We start from the raw sequence: 17,330 nt of genomic DNA, 5'->3' as shown, positions 1-17,330 counted from the left end.
ATGACAATAGCACCCAGTGAATCTAGCACCAACGCTAGTGATTTACTCACCTTAGCCTGTTGGATGGCAGGAGATTTTAGCAACTACAAGCAATCTTTTGCAAATCCCCAACTTTACGCCCACATTCACATTTTTTTCCGTCCTTTACCGATTGAATTTTTTTCTGCCATCGGTTTTTATTCAGAACAAGCTTATGACCACGATTTATGGACACCCTACCGCCAAGGAGTACATAGACTGGTAGATTGTGGCGATCGCATTTATATCGAAAATTACAGCTTGAAAGACCAGATGCTTTATGCAGGTGCGGCTCGTGAATTAGATATCCTCAAAACCATCACCCCAGATTGTATCGAACGGCGTTATAACTGTTCGATGGTTTTCCAACGAGAGGGTGAAATGTTTCGGGGTAGCGTGGAACCGGGTAATCAATGTCTGATTAACCGCAATGGCTGCCAGACATATCTAATCAGCGACGTAGAAATAACCGAGCATACTTGGATAAGTCTAGATAAAGGTATGGATATTGAAACCCACAAGCAGATATGGGGATCAACTGCTGGGCCTTTGCGATTTGAAAAACGGGAAAGTTTTGCTGATGAATTACTTGCAGTGAGAGCATTATGTTGATTCAGCTTGAATCTGTTAAATATAAAATGTTACCTCCACAGGCTGAAAAAAAGATGCGCTGTTGGATTCGTAGCCGCCATTTGATTTGTTCCGGTAACTTCTTTATATTCGAGACATTAGAATATACGACCATTGAAAGATTCTCTCAATGTGTCGCTTCTTTAGGAGGAACAGTAATATCCGTTGACCCCATTAATAAAATCTGGATGGGCGATCATCGCCAAGTAATTTTATATCAGGCTAAAGCTAGTTTACATACTCCTCATCATACTTTGAAACAATACTGGATAAAATACGGTGGTTTCTACACTAGATTTGATGAGCGTGCTTAAAGTGACTTTGCTACGAAAATCCTTTTGATATTTGAATTTTAAATACTCCCCAATGGGATTGACGGCTAATTGTTAATGTTTAATTGCTAATTATTTACTATGATTAGCTGTTACTTATTAACAGTTAGCCGTCTAAGTTTAGTGGAAATACGTACTGTACAAAAGAATCCAATATAGCGGTTATCAGTCTTGTGAGGTACAGTAGCAGCAGTGAGTAAACCAACCCAGCAAATTCTCTATTGTCACTTCTGCGAATGCCGTATCTAATGCCTGGAGTAAATCAGGGTATGTCCTTGCACCGATGCGACGGAGAATGTTCTTAATCTTGGACCAACAATTCTCAATCGGTGAAAAATCGGGAGAATAGGGGGGGAGATAAATGAGATGAGCGCCAGCAGCGATGAGCAAAGCTTCAAGTTCATCACTTTTATGGATTGAGCAGTTATCCATGATCACCACTGCACCAGGCCAAAGTTTGGGTACGAGCTTTTGGGCGATGAAGGCATCAAAAGTCAAAGCATCGATAGAACCTAAGCCACTCCATTGGGTGAGCAGTCCTTTCAAGCTAATTGCACCAATTACCGAGACATTTTTCCCTTTGCGGTTGGGCTTTTGAGCATAGGCTGAAAGGCCAGGCAAGGCGCGGGCACATTTGCGGATGAAGGACAGATTAACTCCCGATTCATCTAAGAAAATCAGCTCTTCGACGGGTATCCCCCTCAAGAGTTTCCAGTACTCAAATCGGGCTAGTTGGACTTCATCACTACCTTTTTTTGTGAGGTGGAGACTTTTTTTTTGAGGTTGAGGTGAAGTTTCCAGCGAACCATCCGATTCACCGTAGCTACCCCAATTAAGACCTCTGTTTTCTCGTAAAGTCGTTCCCGCAATTCGCTTAACGTCGCATCGGGCTGTGCTATGACGAGTTGGCGCAGGATTTCTAACTGTTCAGCATTCAACTTTGTTGCTGTCTGCTCAGTCCGCACCTTGGGGCCTATCATCCCCAATTCTCGATGGCGTTTGAGTAAATTTTGCACAAAACTTAAGGTGACACCAAAGTTTTTAGCCAGTTTTCGTTGGGAAATGTCACCGCAGGCATAAGCATCAACTATTTTTTGACGCAAGTCGAGAGAGTAGGCTTTCATCACCACCAATTATCAGTAGAATTGCTCTCTCCTACTGTACTGAAGTAGACTGATAACCGCTATACTGCATAGGTTTTACCTAACAAATAACTTTTTATTAATCATTCTTTGATGGTAAATAAACCTGCACTGTAGGGGCAATTCATGAATTGCCCCTACAGATATATTTTGCGTAATTTGTGTAACCTATTATACTATGTAGACAAATATAAATTATCTCTAATTGATGGTGCAATGTTTGCGATGGGCTACGCCTACGCAGGCTTTTTTATGTCTCAAGGCAACACACCTTATGCAATATTAATTAATGACAATAAGAGAAAAATAAATATCTTATTATAAACCATCACAAAATCCTTTGAGTAACTATTAATTTTTATTGAGAGTAAAATCTATAAACGACAAATACATTTAAGTACAGAGAAAATAATATTTGTGTTTGATTAATCAGTATTTGGCAATTTGGCAGCTAGTGATTAGAGTATTTTGATATATTGCAGAAATTACCAAGATGTTTTTACTTTTTATACAGAAGACGGGCGTTAGCCCGTCTTTTTTGTCGTTAAGTATTTGGCATTTTGACATTACATTATAATTAAGCTGTGATATATTAGCTAGAATGCAAATGATTAAAACATTAAGAATAAGCTCAACTAGCATTCTTTTTGTTCATATTATTTGTTCGTCTTACAACCTATTAAGTTTTATTTGTGCTGTTTTTTACAGAGTCCAAGGTGTATTGCCACTTTCAAGCTATTTAGACGGGATAATTTATCCCGTCTTTTATTTTGTTTACTAGTTGGAAAAATTGCTTTTATACAAGTTTTAGATATAAAAATATTTTGAGTTTTTTTACTATCTTTAATATCTAAATTAATCTGCCATAGCTTCTAACATTTGGCAGATTAATTTTCTGTTTGAGGTATTGAATGATACTAATATAATATCTTATCAGGTTTGAGGATATTTGCACACATCCTATAGGAAGATGCCCTATGAATCTAATAATGAGTAAATTAATTCGGGATGTTGTTATGCACTGGATTTATATAGAGGTTTGGCTCACCGCCAAACCTTTTTTATATCTCCTGAACTTACGCAAAAATCGCCAAAAAATTTAATTTATCAGATGGCTTTCTCATCTGATATGCTGTAAGCTCTACAATGTTTGTCTCAAAGCAAAATTAAAAACTAAAAGTACTCCGCAGAATGCCGATGGTAACTGAGTCACTATCTGGTGTATTACCAGGCTGCAAGAGATGAATTATTCCTGGTGTAATGCTAATATTATCTGTTAGCTGGAAACGATAGAATGCCTCAATTTGAGTGGTAGTTCCTGGTTGTCCACCTGCACGTCCTAAACCAGTATTAATAAAATCAGGGACATTATTCCCCACAGGTAGGTCGCTACTGGTAATTTTAGGAGGTTGACCGACATAAATTCCCCCCAAATTTCCTTTAGCAAATAAATCAGGGAAATTCATAAACACCATATAATTCGTCGTTTCTACATTTCCCGATTGACCAGGAATGTAAGATTTAGTATAACCACCCCACGCACCTGCGCTAATACGAGGTGAAATTTGCCAAGTGACAGTTGCACCCACAGCATTAGTTTGCAAAGGTGCTGATTTTCCGGTAGTGGTATTAACTGTAGTTAAGCATTCATCACCAACAAAGGTTAGCAAACAACCATCCGAAGAATAATTGTTGACGTAATACAAGCTTAAATCTAGAGTGTCAGTTGGTGTTAGCAGCAATTGCACACCAGTAGTTGTGGTTCCATCGAATAAACCGCTACTGTTACCGGGATTTCCTGGTTTATAACTAGTATAAATTGCTTGCAAACTAGCGCGTTTAGCAAATTGCCAATCAATAGCTATACCACCGTGACCGTATCCCATATTTAAAATTGGGTTTCTTTGGGCAAAATAAGACAGCGGCCCTGTTGCAGCACTTTCTACCCGATTGGGGCCTCGGAAAGCAGCAGGCATACTTACGCCTTCTGTTCCCACCATGATTGCTAATTTATCTGTCACCAGCCAATGAAAATTTAGGTCACTTACAATCAAGCTATCTGTAGGAAATTCGTAGCCAAGCAAAACATCATTTCTAGAAACACTATTGGTAAATCTAGGCGAAGTTTTTCCGTTACCATCTAAAAGACCTGTAAACAAGTAACTACTGGGAGTGATTTGACTAGTCAAATATAGTTGCGCCAGGGATATAACATTAATGTTTGTCCCTGCATCATCTGTATCTTTTTGTCCATCTCTAGGATTGACATCACCACGATTGCTAGTCCGTCCTTGAATACCAACTATTAGTAGTCCACTGAGTTTGGTTGTTGTTGAGAATTGGTTGGTTTCAAGTTCGCCAGTTCTGGCTTCTAAACTATCGACACGACCCCGCAAAGTTGCTAATTCGGGAGCAAATTCTGATTGCAATTTTTGTAATGTTGCTAAATCTTCGCGGGTAACTAAATCGCTGGTGGCTGTAGTAATTAATTCATTGACTCTATCTAAACAAGCATTCACCCCGGCGGCGAATTCATACCGAGTTAAGGCGCGATTACCGCGATAGCTACTATCTGGATACCCTGCTATACAACCATAGCGTTCCACCAAAGACTGTAATGCTTGGAATGCCCAATCATTGGGTTGTACGTCTTTAAGTTGAGAAACCGATGTAACTTGCGCCATCGGATTTATGGGGGAGAGGGGAGGAGAATTTAAATCTATACTCTCCTGAGCCTGAGTAGTTTCTGTATTGATGTACTCTTGTGCTGATGCTTTTTGTGCAGCTCCATTTACTCCCGCAATTAGTAACCATGCGAGCATCCAAGTTTGGCGATGACTGCGGCTAATAAGTATACCTTTCAACTTTTTACACTCTGCTCACATACTTAAGTGAAGAGTGTATGCGCTATCGTCTAGCGTTCACATGGGAAAATTTACGGATTTTGTCCAAAATTAGACTTAATCTTTCTGGGCAACTTCTGAAAGGACGAGTATAACAGGGTATTGGGGACTAGGTACTAGGAAAGAGTTTTCTCAACGAAGAGGCAGGGGGAAATGACCCCAACCGAGAGCCGTGAATAGAGCGGAACATGGGTCTGAATCCCCCTTTCTGAATTGTCCCCCCTGCTCTCTTCCCCCTTGCCTCTTTTTCAATCCCCAATCCTCAATTTCTAATCCCTAATCTATGGCAAATCGTCCACGCAAGCTGACATCAAAAGCCTCTAAACAAAATAAACTTCATACAGGTGTGATGAAACGCATCGCTAAAAAACCCCAGAAAAAGCTTAAAGGGGGAAGTTGGTTGTCGTCAACACTAGCGATACCTACGGTGGCAAGCTACGCAATTTTGTTGAGTAGTGCTAGTCTAATTATGGCTTTCGCCTGGATTAGCGTTCTCTTCATCTTCAATCCAGACCAGGTAAGCTGGCTAAATAAAATTTTACCTGCATGGGCACAAATCCCCCTTGGAAAATACGAACGCCCCAAAACCCTCAAACAAATTCAACTTGATTTGAGTCAAAAAAACCAAATATTTGGCGAAACTCTGCCTTTACGTCAAGATGCGAAAGACTCTTTTTTACTGCCGGTTTTCCAACAGCGTGTTAATTGTCAATCTGATTGTAAAAAACTTGTGGAACTCAGGGTTTATGAGCTATCAAAAGATTTAGAGTTTAAATCTCAGTCAGAAAATTACTACTATCTAGCCACTCAATTACCTATAACTGGGCCAGAAGAATCCTCTGTGATTTCACCCTCACTTGATGAGACATCAGAACTCCAAGATATCAGTATTCCCCTACCTTTAACTGAAGTCCAACGCTTTGACGGTGGGACACCATCACCAGGGGTTTGGTTTAATTTGCAGGGTCAACGTCAACCAGGAACTGATGCTTATGGTCAAGTTGTATACTACAATCCACAACGCACCAATCTACTACAAATGTTATCTTGGACAAGTCCCAACGGACAATTACCCAGATGGCAGCAGGTAACTGGTGATGGTACAAAAGAGTTAGTTGTCGATCAAACTATAGGTTTAGAACCGCACTTACAGGTTTACCAAGTCAAACCTGTGAGGTTATTCCTCAAACCAATTGAATTAGAGGCGATTACCCTCAAATCAGCAGCGCTTAAAGATTCTGCATACCAAAACGCCCTGTCAATTGCCCGTAGCGGACTATGGACACCAGCTTTTGAATGGTTGAAATTCATCAAGAAACAGCGCAAAGGAGTTTTTCCAGAGGTGGCGCAAGCGCAAATGGATTTGATTCGCTTGCATTCCCAACTTACTAAAACCCAAGCCGAAAAAAAATGGGCAAGTCCTAGTCAAGAAGTGCTAGCAGACTTGATTGACGGTCGCTGGGGGAAAGCATTACAGGTGTTTGAAGCGTCGCCACATAATGCTCAAGAAATTGCGACTCTACTCAAAGCCGATAAAAAACGGTTGTGGAATCGCACAGCCGCAGCGTTGCGGGTAAATCCAAATAGACTAGATGTACAAGCTTGGTTCGCTTTGATTTTGGCAGTTCAGCAGGGAGAAGAACACGCTAATTCCTGGTTAAAGACGCAACCAAAAATTACAAAAGATAATCTTGTCTATATTCAAGGTCTCTTAGCAAAACTCAATAGTGAGGGTGCAAAGTCGCAAATATCCTCTACTCACCCTAGTCAGATTGTTGGTACAGTGCAACCAATTACTCAAGTTACTAGTAGTGAGTGGCTGCAACCAAATTCTTCAGCAGACTTGAAACTCACTGATAATCAAGTTTGGTATCAGGTAGAGGTGAGTGCATTTAATGACGGTAAAAGCTGGCTAAATTCCCCCTTTGAGAATTTGAACCCATCCAAAACTTCCGCCGCCAAATTTTTCTGGAAAACTTTGGGAATCATTTCTGACCCGGAAATCCAGATTATAGTCTGGTTGCCAAATGGTGAACAAAAAATTACTATAGCCGCTATCAAAGCAGTGCAACTACAGGGTAAAGTTTTGCGTCTATTGGCTGCGGGCCCAAAAATTCTAGAGAATCAAAACGATGTTCTTCAACCCAAACCTCTAGCTTTGACAAATGCAGCACTGGAATGGGTACAACCATCTCCTGTCACTCTACAAGAACTGCATCAACAAAATCCCCAAGGAGTGAAGGTAATATTATCAAGTGTGTGGCAATCTTTACAGCAATCTGGCGAAGTTGCGGCTGGTGCTATTCCTACCTTTGAGCAGATGCAGGGGAAGTTGGGTAATTGGCCCGTTCAAGTGATTGATTTAACAAATAATGCTCAACCAGAAATAATACTGACTATCTCAGCAGCAGCAATAGCATCCTTGAATCAGTCTTCACCTGAAATTCAGGCGAAAAACACAGAAGAACGCCGCGACCGGACTATAATTTTGTCTGACAGCAATCAAGTCATTTACACTGATTTTACTAGAAATGACTTACAAAGACTCTCTGCGATCGCCAAGCTTTCAGACGTGCAATCTTTAGCTTTATTAGTTGAAAATGCTCATAACTACAGTCTGAAGCGCTGGTCAGAGAAAAATCAGCGCTTTGAATAGCACGCCCCTTAATCAAATTTAAATTAAAGAGGCACTGGCAATCGCTATCTCCAAAATTGACTTATTCTTTTTGGTTAGTTTCGGCTAGACGTTGGTTCTTCAGGTTTTCCAACTGCTGCAACAGAGAGTCTACTTCTGCTTGTAAATGCATCAATTTCGCTTGCTGATCGTCTTGATAATAAGACTTGGTTAGCTTACTGACCCAGTTCGCCTGGGACTCGCGATCGGAAACACTAGATAAACAAGTAGGCATCGCTTATTAAATCCACAATTTAACTCACACCATTAGAAATATTATAATAATGCTCTTTTAAGCTTTATTAAAATATTGTATATTTTTCATAAATTAGTCTAATGGGTTTTAGGTTCAATCATAAGAGACGGCGATCGTAATGGCTGTGTTCCAAGAAAAACATCACCCTAAGTATTATGCAAAGCTTCCGCCCACTTGACGATACTTAGCAATACTTAAATTGATAGTCTGTCAATTATGGTTGTATGAATTATTATCGCCCTTTTTAGGGAATTTACGCACGAATTATATGTAGACTATATCAAGAATTCTGCTAGATTATGAAAAATTTAGGAGTTAGGCAGTAGAGATTTCCCCAGTCACCTTAAAATTTGACCTTTTTAATATCCACATTTTTTGGCAGTAGCCTTGGGCAAGGACTCGCCCAAGGCTACTGCCAAGGAGAGACAGCGCATTGCCTATTTAACTGGTATTCTAGATAAAAATGGCAAGTGAAACACCTGCACCACAAAAAATAATATTCTATAAGTAATATTCTTTTGGAACTAAAGGGCTGGGACAAGGCAAAGAAAAATTCACTTTCTTCCTCTTCCGCTTCCATCTGCCACTTCCTCTAAATATCGAATCCTTAACATTAAGAAATTTTGAATCCTGTGACTTTGAGCCTGTCTGTTGCTAAATCTCATCGCCAACCTTGGCCCGGACTGATAGAAGCCTATCGCCAATACTTGCCTGTCAGTGAAACAACCCCGGTCGTCACTCTTTTGGAAGGCAATACACCTCTAATACCAGTGCCAGCGATCGCAGAACGTATTGGCAGACAAGTACGGGTTTTTGTAAAATATGATGGTCTGAATCCTACCGGCAGCTTCAAAGACCGGGGGATGACTATGGCAATTTCCAAGGCCAAGGAAGCAGGAGCAAAAGCAGTAATTTGTGCCAGCACAGGTAACACCTCAGCCGCCGCCGCCGCTTATGCAAGGCGTGGAGGGATGAATGCCTTTGTATTAATTCCAGACGGTTATGTGGCACTGGGCAAGTTAGCCCAAGCATTATTGTATGGTGCAGAAGTATTGGCAATTAAAGGGAATTTTGACCAAGCGCTAGAAATTGTCCGCGAAATGGCCGAAAGCTATCCGGTCACGTTGGTTAATTCAGTCAATCCCTACCGCCTAGAAGGGCAAAAAACTGGAGCCTTTGAAATCGTCGATGCGCTGGGTGATGCACCAGACTGGCTATGTATCCCCGTAGGCAATGCGGGAAATATCACAGCATATTGGATGGGCTTTTGTCAATATCATCAAGATGGAAAGTGCGATCGCTTACCCCGAATGATGGGATTCCAAGCCGCAGGTGCAGCCCCATTAGTACACGGTCAGCCCGTGGCGCATCCCGAAACCCTAGCGACAGCAATTCGCATTGGCAACCCCGCTAGCTGGGAATTAGCGATCGCAGCCCAAACCGCAAGTCAAGGAAATTTCCACGCCGTTACCGATGCAGAAATTCTTGATGCTTATCGACTTTTAGCATCATCAGAAGGGATCTTCTGCGAACCTGCTAGCGCCGCTTCTGTAGCCGGATTATTGCAGGTAAAAGACGAAATTCCTACAGGGGCGACAGTGGTTTGTGTCCTTACAGGTAATGGTCTAAAAGACCCAGATACAGCCATTAAACACAATCACAGTCAATTTAAACAGGGGATTGCAGCAGAATTGGGCGCAGTCGCCGAGGCAATGGGATTTTAAGCAGTCTGGAAATATAAGCGATCGTAATATCTAATTGAAACATTGCGTAGGCAAAGTCAACCGAAGGTATCGCAACCAAAATTTTTCAGTCTGGCGAGTGTCAAAATAAGCCCAAATTGCCAAATGATTGCGATAGATGAATTCAGACTAAGCAAGACACAGCAAGGCAATCCCCAATCAAAAATCTAAAATTTAAAATCCAAAATGGTATAATTCTAAAGGATTTTTAATCAACTGGCCGATCGTTTTAATAATCACCAACAAAGAAAAAAATACAAGCCCCTAAATTTATTTATGGGGATTATAAATTTTGAATTTTGAATTTGGAGCGAAGCGACGTGACTCATTCTACTGATATTGCTACCTTAGCCCGATGGATGTCAGCTGACTTTAGTAATCAAGAACAAGCTTTTGAAAATCCGCCTTTTTATGCCCATATTCGTGTGTGTATCCGTCCCCTTCCCTTGGAATTGTTCTCAGGGGTAAGTTTGTTTCTCGAACAAGCTTATGATTTTATGCTCAATCAACCTTACCGGATGCGGGTAATGAAGTTGATTCCCGCAGAAAACCACATTGCTATTGAACACTACACCGTTAAAGAAGAACAAAAGTTTTACGGCGCATCTCGTGAACCCGAACGCCTCAAAGAGTTGTCTGTTGACCAACTGGAAAAAATGTCAGGCTGCAACATGATTGTAGAGTGGACAGGTAAGAGCTTCAAAGGCAGAGTTGAACCTGGTAAAGGCTGCATTGTGGTTCGTGACGGCAAAAATACTTATTTAGATAACGAATTTGAAATTGACGCTAAAGAATTTTTCAGCCTCGACCGGGGAAGGGATTTAGACACTGATGAGCGACTATGGGGTTCCATCGCCGGCCCCTTTCACTTTGTCCGATGGGCTAATTTTGCCGATGAAGTCAAAGCTAATTAACGCGCTAGATGCTCAAAGTAAGCCGTTTCAGTGGGAAGCTTACGGCGTAATAGCTAAATTATCACAGAAGTTTGGATTAGCGATCGCTAATCCAGATATAACGAAAAACTGGATGGCGACGCAAGACTACTAAAAACATCCAGTTAACCCACTATCTCTACCTCACAATCTTGTGCTACTATTGTTAAGCTGAATCCTATTGCCTCCTTAAAATATCAAAGAGTAGGCAAAAAAACTTTATATTGTGGATGTGGCGGCATAGCCAAGTGGTAAGGCAGAGGTCTGCAAAACCTTCACCCCCAGTTCAAATCTGGGTGCCGCCTTAAGGCTTTCAGCCTTTTAGGATAATCAAAAACCAAATAAAGAGCTTTCTTGATATTCAAAGTGATATTCAAAAACCTTCTGGTTAACCCCCAGGAGGTTTTTTATTGACTATTTTTAGATATCCCAGGATATCGATTTGACTGACACCACTTCCCTTATTCTTGAGTAACTTGCTCTAAAAGTATAATTACTCTCTCTAATTCATTACTCAGAAAACTTGACCCAATTCCTTGATACACGGCTAATAAACTGCGATAGTACCAGAGTGTTTCCTCCTTACCACCTTTGAATTTCTTCCAAACAGCTTCTTTGTCTCGATACCAATCGGCTAAAATTGAACGGGCATTGTGCAATTTATCGGCTTGGGAAACTCGCCGGACTTCAGGAGAAGCATACTGCATTCTGATTAGATATTCTTGTTTACGTTCTTTCCAAGGAGGTTTGGGGATAACTTCTGATTCAGTACACCCATCAACAATATTGACTACTTTTTCTCCAAATTTTTGACGAATTTCTTCACGAGTCTTTGCACCACCTTGGTCTTCTATAGCATCATGGAGTAGAGCAGCGATCGCTTCATCTTCCGAGCCACCATCTTCTAAGACTAATGCTGCTACACTCAACAGGTGGCTAATGTAGGGAACGTTACTGCCTTTTCTCACTTGGTTAGCATGAAGACGAGTTGCATAGGCTAAGGCTGACTCAAAGCGGGAAGTTAAATTGGGTTTTTCTAAGTTGTTTGAACTCATTGATTTTCTTGCAGTTATTTTTGTTGACTTTGATTGTGGTAAAGTTTCCAAGTTTCTTGAATATCATTTGCCATGCGTGAGCGTAATTCTCCAGGTAATAATACCTCTACTTTCGGTTCCCAAGCTCGCAATCGCATCATGACAGTGTTATCAATAATATTGCTCTCATCTCTGCGATAATCAGCCGTATAATAAGCGTAGGGATAGTCTAGATTCTTAATATCTTCAGGTAAGTCTTGAAGAACTTCTTTAAGGAGTTTTTTCTCTTATTCATTGGGTTTATAATCTCGAATAAATTGAATAAATTCTTGTTTGTCGTTAAGAAACCTAAAAGTTTCGTGGCGAAAACTATTTTTGATATAACTTTGTGAAAAATCTTGGTTGAAACGGATTAACATTTTGCGGCTTTCTCGGTAAAAATCAAGATCCCAAGCAGCCGATATTTTATGAAGAATATACTCTGGTTGATCGAGTTGATTGGTATCATAAAAGTGGCGTACATCTGCTGGGATACTTGGATTTAACCAATCTAATCCTCTTAATTCTTGAATGCGATCTAATCGATAATTATGCCAGTTAATAGTCCTTTTATTTTTCAGAGTTTGACCAAAGGCACAAAGATAGGTAGCACGCTGAAAATAATAGATACATACTGGATAAACTATTCGAGATGCTTCTCTAGCCTAAATAAATATACTAAATTTACGAAAAAAATAATTTTTCGTCAAATAAATTTCATTGAATTAAATAGTGAATACTGAAAGCAGGAATAATTTGGTGTTTTAATGTTTCGACTTTAATACCGTCTCATCCTGCTATTCAGTATTTTTGAAGTTAAACGTTTAACAGGTACACCTGATTCGTTTGGTTTCCAACTAATCCGATTTAACCCAATCGGTAGGGTTGAGTCAGAATCAAATATATTTGATTCTATTATTTAATCTTAACTTAAATTTCAAATTAATGAATTTTATTATCTGAGTATCTTATCTTAAGTGAAATACATTTTATAAAGTCAATTTTTAGCTCGAACTTATCCAAAATTAGAAACGTAGTTTTATTTATATAAAACTACGCACTAAGTGATTCCAGCTCTTTACCGGAAATCTCCAAAACCCAACGCAATCAATCTTGGGTTTGCCCAGCAGCAGACCAGATTTTGTCATGTCACAATGGAGCAGGGGAGCGGAGGGGGCAGATGAAGTTTTCCCCTGGGTTCGGAGGTACAAACCTTACTCGCAAGTGGCGTGAAAGCTCCCCCGCTCAAGAGCTTTTTCACGTAGAACTTATGCTGTTCCAACATTTGTTCAAGCTGTTCAGGTGTGGCGCGATCGCGCCACAGCAAAATCATTCAAATCACAACCTCTATACATAAGTAGTAAGACAAAATTAATTACACAAATTTTGACCTGAAACCCTTATCCAGTCTTAAACCTCATGTGTAAATATTTCTGTCCGGGTACTTAGTTTATTTGTACCTAGCGATTTATTCCCATTTCATGACTAGATGTGGTATACAGTATACAGAGAATATCCTCAAGAACAAGGAATTTTTTTATGGTGACAATAATATCAAACGATCCAAGGGGAAATCCCACCGCGACAGTTAAACGTTTAACAGGTACACCTGATAATTTTATTTTCACAACAAACAGCAAGCCTCAGCAGCAAAAATCACAAACGCAATGGTATAAAACTATACTTTTTAGCAAGTATAGGTTGCAAGTTCAGATCAGAATTATAAAGAACTCGGAGTCTGCTTCTACAAGTCAAGTCGTAGAAGAACGCTACAAAAATAAATCAGAAGCGCGAGTTTTTGCCAGATTTTTATCAACAAGAGCTTTCCCCACTGTCTACAAATATCGAGATTAACTTCACATAACTTGGTATTGCAAATTCAATACTTGTGCGTATCTGTCGCATCTGTTCATGCTTGCATACCTAAGCATTAGTCTTTGTGGCGTTTGAATCTTTGAACTTAGATATTTACATAGAAAGTGAGGGGGATCTCTATGTGTTCAACCAAGTTAATTTTGTTGGCTGTTTTAATTGTTGTTTGTGTTACATATCATTTAGTACTCAAAATCTATTTAGGTAAGCCAGGGAAATTGAGTTTGGTACAGTTTGTAAATGTAACAACTAGTGCATTTAGCATCATTTCAGGTGGTAGTACAATCCACACACTCATTACTTCACAACAAGTAAGAAGCTTATTGGGTGATGATATTGTTATTACCCTCTTTGTAGGTGTGGCTGCTGTCATCTGGGTATCCATACAACAGATGCTCAAGCCTTGAATCAGGCTTAATAGCGGTTCTCAATTAACCGCTATTAAGCTCTAGGGTGGGTGGAAAGGGTAGTTTCCACCTACCTGCTAGATTATGTATTACTAAAATACCAACAGCAATAACCATCATTAATGACAGATACAATCTATACAGCAATCACCTTTGCACCTGTTCAAGGATTTATCGAGAAATCCCGTAAATTGCGAGATTTATATGGTAGTTCTTTTATCTTGTCTTATCTAGCCAGCAATATTTGTCGAGAAGCTAGAGATAAAGGATTTTGGGTGGTGTCTCCAGCTACTATCAATTTGACTCAAGGAACTCCTAACCAAATAATCATTAAAGGTGATTTTCCTCAAAAGGAGGTTGAGGAAGTTTTTTACTCTGCTTGGAGTGATGTTACACACACTTGTCGCCAATGGATTGAAGATAATGTTCCTTGGGAGTATTCTTGGCGACGAGTATGGAATTTATGGACAAATTATACTTGGGAGTTTTTTTGGGGACAAGGTGAAACAATTACCGCAGCGCGAGGTAATTTAAACGAAATCAAGCGGCGGCGCAATTGGACTGCGATTAACTGGACTGGGGAAAGTTCAACCCTATCTGGTGCAGATGCGATCGCTATTCCTAGTCTGGGTAGTAATCATCCTAAAACTTGCGATTATAAAGCTCAAAAAACTGAAATTCAAGAGTTTTACAAGCAGCTAAGTTACGCAGTGGGTCAGAACTTTATTGAGCATATTGTTGAAGAACTCAATAAAAATAATCAAGAAATACGTGACAGGCTAGTTGCGAGATATGGTAAAGGTTTTATTAAGTTTCTTGAAGATAGATTTCCGAAAATTAATCAGCAAGAATGTGACGAAATCATAAATGAATATGGTTCAGCGATTATTGACCCTGATGAGGAATTGAGTATACCCGAAGTGATTAAACGTTTAATTACTTTAGAGGCGATCGCAACTCGTGTTGGCATTGCAACTCAAGAAATTCCTGAAACATACCGCGATTTAAATAGGCTGAATAAAAATAAAAAGCAAGAAAAAATAGAACCAGATAATCGTTGGAGTGGCTGGTTTCAAGGTGATGGTGATAAAGCTGGAGACTATCTCAAAGAATTATCAAAAAATCAAAAAATCAACTCAGATGCAGCAACTTATGACTTTAGCTATGCCATGCTACATTGGGGTGAAAAAACTTTTAAACCCACTTTAAATGGTACTGGAAAAGGTAGAGTTATTTATGCTGGAGGTGATGATTTTCTGGGTGTTTTTTATCGAACTCCTCCTGATAAAAAATTTCTCAAAAAGTTAATATCACACTTAAGTAATACTGTGGTAAAATTGTCTCCTAAATTGGCAAAAGAAATAACTAATTTCCGAAAAGAATTCGATGAAAAAGGTTTACATAAAGACGTAAAAATCTCTTGGGAACTTAGACATGAATTCGCTCAAATCATCAAAGTAAATTATGCAGATGATCCAAGCTTACAAGATGCAGTAGAAGAAGCAGGTCTAAATCAAATAGAAGCCGAAAGCTTATTTAGGGAACCTGTACTTAAGGCTCAAGAATGCCTTGATTGGTTTTATAACTTCAATTCTGAAAATGATAACGCCTTATGGAAACAACATAAAATACCAATTGGCGTTAGTGTCGGTTTTGTTTGGGCTGCACCGGGTGTTCCCCAGCGAGATATACTACAAAATTGCCGAGATGTAGAGAAACTCGCCAAAAATCAAGGACGCGATCGCCTGGCTATTCGCATCTTGTTTAATGGTGGTAATTATTTAGACTGGGTGTGTCCTTGGTGGTGTTTGCAGGATGTATTGCAGGGATATTGCGATCGCAACGAACAAACAGGCGAAAAAGCCAACTGGGGACATATCCATGCAGATGTAGCGTTACTAGAATCCCGTCACGCTTTTAAAGGTGAACAAACTGATATAGCTTTAGCCTTATTTGGGATTTATTTCCCTGCTAAAAAGGAATGCCTCAATCTTAAAAATGAAAAAATACTCTGGAATCAATATGAGCAAGATGATCCAAATAAAAAAATCATCTCGTATGGTATCTTAGGTAATAAAAAAGACTGCAAAGATGTCAATCAAGCCTTGAATAACTGGATTATTAATCTTGCAAAAATAGGATTTCAATTATGTCAGCAGTAGAAATAGCAGATGGAAGTTCTAGCAGTAATTCAACAGCAGAATCACTTTTTAAGTATTTAGTGGTAATTGAACCATTAGGTTTTTTATATGGCAGTGCTGGCAGATTTTTATCACCAGACAACTTAGTAGGACGTTCCGGGACAAGTTTTCCTCCCAGTGCAGCCAGCCTATCTGGTTTATTTTCTGCCACATATACCCAAGAAGAACCAGACAAAGAAAAACTCAAAGCCAAAATAGAACCTTTACATTTTGCTGGCCCTTTTTGGGCAAAAAGTGATTCTCCACAAAACTTTTATGTTCCCACACCTTTTAATTGTTTAGTTGAGAAAGGAGCCGAAAATATTACATATCAGTTAAGTTGGAATGGCGAGAAATGGCAGAGTCAAATAGAGCAATTACTATCAGGTAAATTTGAAAGTGGCAGTTGGATAGCTATTAAAGACTGGAATGAAAAAAAATGGGTTGAGAAAAAAGTATGGGTTGAGAAAAAAAACGATCGCCTCGTACCTTGGAAACCAATCCCACATTTGCACCCCCAACTGAGAGAAGACGAACGGCGCGTCAAGATAGAAAAACTGGCAGATGGTAGCGAACGAGGCAGCTTATTTTTAGAAAACGGAGTGCAATTAGACCCCGATTACTGCTTAGTTTATCTCTGCAATGACAAAGTTAACGATGGTTGGTATCGCTTTGGGGGTGAGGGACACATGGTAGATGTGCGATGTCTGCCATTAGACGAACATCTCCAACAACTTCTGACACAGGATGTTGGCAAGAGTTTCGCCTTAATTACCCCAGCAATTTGGGGTTCAAATCGCCTATCAACTCGTTATCCGGCAGTGTGGGACTGCGATCGCTATTTAGAAACTCTCCTCACAGAACGCCCTCATCCTTTCCGCTATCGACTCGGCGGTGAGGGAAAAACCAAAAGACTGTCGCGGGGACGATATGCAATTCCGGCGGGAACTGTTTATGTGATGAAAACACCCCTGAAAGCTTGGCAAAGTTGGGACGTTCAATGGTTTCCCAAAGAAGGCCCCTCTTTAAAACGCTGGGGATGTGGACTAGCACTACCTTTACCAAGTGCGTTGGGCTACACCCCGCCGGAGGCGATCGCTTAACAGTTATCAGTTATGGCAAGGGACTGGGGACTGGGGACTGGGAACTGGGAACTGGGGACTGGGAAC

The 17,330-nt window shown here is 40.1% G+C and carries 18 protein-coding genes and 1 tRNA gene; 12 read left to right on the top strand and 7 right to left on the bottom strand.

Features of this window, described 5'->3' with window-relative positions; genetic code table 11:
• Together FBB35_RS09260 and FBB35_RS09255 are read left to right on the top strand one after the other, a co-directional pair.
• Positions 1-630, top strand: coding sequence for a chromophore lyase CpcT/CpeT (locus FBB35_RS09260; RefSeq protein WP_174709384.1), 630 nt, complete (start codon positions 1-3; stop codon positions 628-630).
• Complete coding sequence (locus FBB35_RS09255; RefSeq protein WP_114082081.1) at positions 624-962, top strand: CpeR family transcriptional regulator; 339 nt, start codon at positions 624-626, stop codon at positions 960-962. Before FBB35_RS09260 ends, FBB35_RS09255 begins: the two co-directional genes overlap by 7 nt.
• Positions 963-1,145: 183 nt before the next feature.
• Here FBB35_RS09255 and FBB35_RS34530 read toward each other — a convergent pair whose 3' ends face one another.
• Together FBB35_RS34530 and FBB35_RS34525 are read right to left on the bottom strand one after the other, a co-directional pair.
• A complete protein-coding gene (locus FBB35_RS34530) occupies positions 1,146-1,685 on the bottom strand; it encodes an IS630 family transposase (RefSeq protein ID WP_254625681.1) in 540 nt (179 codons plus the stop codon).
• A 23-nt stretch (positions 1,686-1,708) separates the two neighbouring features.
• Positions 1,709-2,104 (bottom strand): transposase, encoded by a 396-nt coding sequence (locus FBB35_RS34525; protein ID WP_254625668.1) that lies wholly within the window; start codon positions 2,102-2,104, stop codon positions 1,709-1,711.
• 995 nt (positions 2,105-3,099) lie between these two features.
• Between FBB35_RS34525 and FBB35_RS35435 the strand changes: the two genes are divergently transcribed.
• Positions 3,100-3,225, top strand: coding sequence for a hypothetical protein (locus tag FBB35_RS35435; protein WP_302480963.1), 126 nt, complete (start codon positions 3,100-3,102; stop codon positions 3,223-3,225).
• 63 nt (positions 3,226-3,288) lie between these two features.
• On the opposite strand, the gene FBB35_RS09245 is transcribed toward FBB35_RS35435, so the two are convergent.
• A complete protein-coding gene (locus FBB35_RS09245; protein ID WP_174713576.1) occupies positions 3,289-4,944 on the bottom strand; it encodes an iron uptake porin in 1,656 nt (551 codons plus the stop codon).
• Positions 4,945-5,308: 364 nt separating this feature from the next.
• Here FBB35_RS09245 and FBB35_RS09240 point away from each other — a divergent pair, with 364 nt between their 5' ends.
• Positions 5,309-7,681 carry a hypothetical protein gene (locus FBB35_RS09240; RefSeq protein WP_174709383.1) on the top strand — a complete coding sequence of 791 codons (2,373 nt, stop codon included), beginning with the start codon at positions 5,309-5,311 and terminating at the stop codon, positions 7,679-7,681.
• Between the two features lie 61 nt (positions 7,682-7,742).
• Here FBB35_RS09240 and FBB35_RS09235 read toward each other — a convergent pair whose 3' ends face one another.
• Positions 7,743-7,934, bottom strand: coding sequence for a hypothetical protein (locus FBB35_RS09235; protein WP_114082085.1), 192 nt, complete (start codon positions 7,932-7,934; stop codon positions 7,743-7,745).
• A gap of 653 nt (positions 7,935-8,587) precedes the next feature.
• On the opposite strand from FBB35_RS09235, the gene thrC reads away from it, so the two are divergent.
• From thrC to FBB35_RS09215, 4 genes are all read left to right on the top strand, one after another.
• Positions 8,588-9,679: a threonine synthase gene (gene thrC, locus FBB35_RS09230; protein WP_174709382.1), complete on the top strand. Its 1,092-nt coding sequence runs from the start codon at positions 8,588-8,590 to the stop codon at positions 9,677-9,679.
• Between the two features lie 338 nt (positions 9,680-10,017).
• Positions 10,018-10,611, top strand: a complete 594-nt coding sequence (locus tag FBB35_RS09225) for a chromophore lyase CpcT/CpeT (protein ID WP_174709381.1) — start codon at positions 10,018-10,020, stop codon at positions 10,609-10,611.
• A complete protein-coding gene (locus FBB35_RS09220; protein WP_174709380.1) occupies positions 10,592-10,744 on the top strand; it encodes a hypothetical protein in 153 nt (50 codons plus the stop codon). Before FBB35_RS09225 ends, FBB35_RS09220 begins: the two co-directional genes overlap by 20 nt.
• Before the next feature lie 119 nt (positions 10,745-10,863).
• Positions 10,864-10,934 (top strand) — tRNA-Cys (locus FBB35_RS09215).
• Between the two features lie 156 nt (positions 10,935-11,090).
• On the opposite strand, the gene FBB35_RS09210 is transcribed toward FBB35_RS09215, so the two are convergent.
• From FBB35_RS09210 to FBB35_RS35720, 3 genes are all read right to left on the bottom strand, one after another.
• Positions 11,091-11,684, bottom strand: coding sequence for an HD domain-containing protein (locus tag FBB35_RS09210; protein ID WP_174709379.1), 594 nt, complete (start codon positions 11,682-11,684; stop codon positions 11,091-11,093).
• Between the two features lie 14 nt (positions 11,685-11,698).
• Positions 11,699-11,824 (bottom strand): hypothetical protein, encoded by a 126-nt coding sequence (locus FBB35_RS35430; protein WP_302480962.1) that lies wholly within the window; start codon positions 11,822-11,824, stop codon positions 11,699-11,701.
• Positions 11,825-11,950: 126 nt separating this feature from the next.
• On the bottom strand, positions 11,951-12,349 hold the full coding sequence (locus FBB35_RS35720) for a TIGR03985 family CRISPR-associated protein (protein ID WP_174713575.1): 399 nt from the start codon (positions 12,347-12,349) through the stop codon (positions 11,951-11,953).
• Between the two features lie 892 nt (positions 12,350-13,241).
• Between FBB35_RS35720 and FBB35_RS09200 the strand changes: the two genes are divergently transcribed.
• From FBB35_RS09200 to FBB35_RS09185, 4 genes are all read left to right on the top strand, one after another.
• Positions 13,242-13,556, top strand: coding sequence for a hypothetical protein (locus tag FBB35_RS09200; protein WP_174709378.1), 315 nt, complete (start codon positions 13,242-13,244; stop codon positions 13,554-13,556).
• A 140-nt stretch (positions 13,557-13,696) separates the two neighbouring features.
• Complete coding sequence (locus tag FBB35_RS09195) at positions 13,697-13,981, top strand: hypothetical protein (protein WP_174709377.1); 285 nt, start codon at positions 13,697-13,699, stop codon at positions 13,979-13,981.
• Between the two features lie 122 nt (positions 13,982-14,103).
• Positions 14,104-16,143 (top strand): type III-B CRISPR-associated protein Cas10/Cmr2, encoded by a 2,040-nt coding sequence (locus tag FBB35_RS09190; RefSeq protein ID WP_174709376.1) that lies wholly within the window; start codon positions 14,104-14,106, stop codon positions 16,141-16,143.
• Positions 16,131-17,264, top strand: a complete 1,134-nt coding sequence (locus tag FBB35_RS09185) for a type III-B CRISPR module-associated Cmr3 family protein (RefSeq protein ID WP_174709375.1) — start codon at positions 16,131-16,133, stop codon at positions 17,262-17,264. The genes FBB35_RS09190 and FBB35_RS09185 overlap by 13 nt, the downstream gene beginning before the upstream one ends.
• Positions 17,265-17,330 lie beyond the last annotated feature (66 nt).

This window comes from Nostoc sp. TCL240-02 (assembly GCF_013343235.1).
Lineage (GTDB): Bacteria > Cyanobacteriota > Cyanobacteriia > Cyanobacteriales > Nostocaceae > Nostoc.
The sequence above is the reverse complement of the archived record's forward strand: the minus strand, read 5'-3'. Positions and strand labels throughout refer to the sequence as shown.

Bases quoted from the DNA above. Each gene is read 5' to 3' on its own strand.
- FBB35_RS34525 (WP_254625668.1), bottom strand. From the start codon at position 2,104: ATGAAAGCCTACTCTCTCGACTTGCGTCAAAAAATAGTTGATGCTTAT.
- FBB35_RS35435 (WP_302480963.1), top strand. From the start codon at position 3,100: ATGAATCTAATAATGAGTAAATTAATTCGGGATGTTGTTATGCACTGG.
- FBB35_RS09195 (WP_174709377.1), top strand. From the start codon at position 13,697: ATGTGTTCAACCAAGTTAATTTTGTTGGCTGTTTTAATTGTTGTTTGT.
- FBB35_RS09260 (WP_174709384.1), top strand. From the start codon at position 1: ATGACAATAGCACCCAGTGAATCTAGCACCAACGCTAGTGATTTACTC.
- FBB35_RS09245 (WP_174713576.1), bottom strand. From the start codon at position 4,944: ATGCTCGCATGGTTACTAATTGCGGGAGTAAATGGAGCTGCACAAAAA.
- FBB35_RS09220 (WP_174709380.1), top strand. From the start codon at position 10,592: ATGAAGTCAAAGCTAATTAACGCGCTAGATGCTCAAAGTAAGCCGTTT.
- FBB35_RS09210 (WP_174709379.1), bottom strand. From the start codon at position 11,684: ATGAGTTCAAACAACTTAGAAAAACCCAATTTAACTTCCCGCTTTGAG.
- FBB35_RS09240 (WP_174709383.1), top strand. From the start codon at position 5,309: ATGGCAAATCGTCCACGCAAGCTGACATCAAAAGCCTCTAAACAAAAT.
- FBB35_RS09190 (WP_174709376.1), top strand. From the start codon at position 14,104: ATGACAGATACAATCTATACAGCAATCACCTTTGCACCTGTTCAAGGA.
- FBB35_RS09200 (WP_174709378.1), top strand. From the start codon at position 13,242: ATGGTGACAATAATATCAAACGATCCAAGGGGAAATCCCACCGCGACA.
- FBB35_RS09255 (WP_114082081.1), top strand. From the start codon at position 624: ATGTTGATTCAGCTTGAATCTGTTAAATATAAAATGTTACCTCCACAG.
- FBB35_RS35430 (WP_302480962.1), bottom strand. From the start codon at position 11,824: ATGATGCGATTGCGAGCTTGGGAACCGAAAGTAGAGGTATTATTACCT.
- FBB35_RS09185 (WP_174709375.1), top strand. From the start codon at position 16,131: ATGTCAGCAGTAGAAATAGCAGATGGAAGTTCTAGCAGTAATTCAACA.
- FBB35_RS09235 (WP_114082085.1), bottom strand. From the start codon at position 7,934: ATGCCTACTTGTTTATCTAGTGTTTCCGATCGCGAGTCCCAGGCGAAC.